1 pseudogene is annotated in these 517 nt (G+C 62.5%); it reads right to left on the reverse strand.

The annotated features are described in order from the left end of the window. Nucleotides 1-171 precede the first annotated feature (171 nt). A pseudogene (locus tag R1101_RS0125300) lies at nt 172-517 on the reverse strand (hypothetical protein); the annotation flags it as partial.

The raw sequence follows: 517 nt of genomic DNA on the forward strand, positions 1-517 counted from the left end.
CGTTCGGTGTCGCCTCGACCGGGTGACGCGGCGTCGTACCGGCCCATCGCCGACGGGATCCTCCTGATCCGGCCGACAGGCCCGCCGAGGTCGGGTAGATTCGTGACCGTCACATCAGTGCCGCTCGGAGCCGAGATACTCTGTGCGGCACGATGCGTCGTCGTGTCGACCTCAGTGCCAGGTGACGTCGATCTTGTCGATAGCGTCGAAGTGGAATCCGAACTGGTCGTTGTACACGTCGAATCCCTTGTTCTCGGGATAGTCGATCGTGGCGTGGCGTTCGAGGATAGCGACGACTCGGGCTTGGTCGTCATTGGCCAATGCTGCTGCCAACGCTTGTGATTCCACAACGCTGAAAGGAACGTCGGAGTTGCCGAAGTCCAGTGTGCGGGTGCGGTAGTCGTAACCGATCTCGTCACCGTTGCGTACGTGTACCCGGCCGGTGACGCGGATCGTGGCGATCTTGGGTGTGCCGTCCGGGTTGAGGACACCGGCCTTGCCCATGACGTCTCTGGCC

Origin of the sequence: Rhodococcus sp. R1101 (assembly GCF_000278445.1) — a bacterium.
Taxonomy (GTDB): Bacteria; Actinomycetota; Actinomycetes; order Mycobacteriales; family Mycobacteriaceae; genus Rhodococcus; species Rhodococcus gordoniae.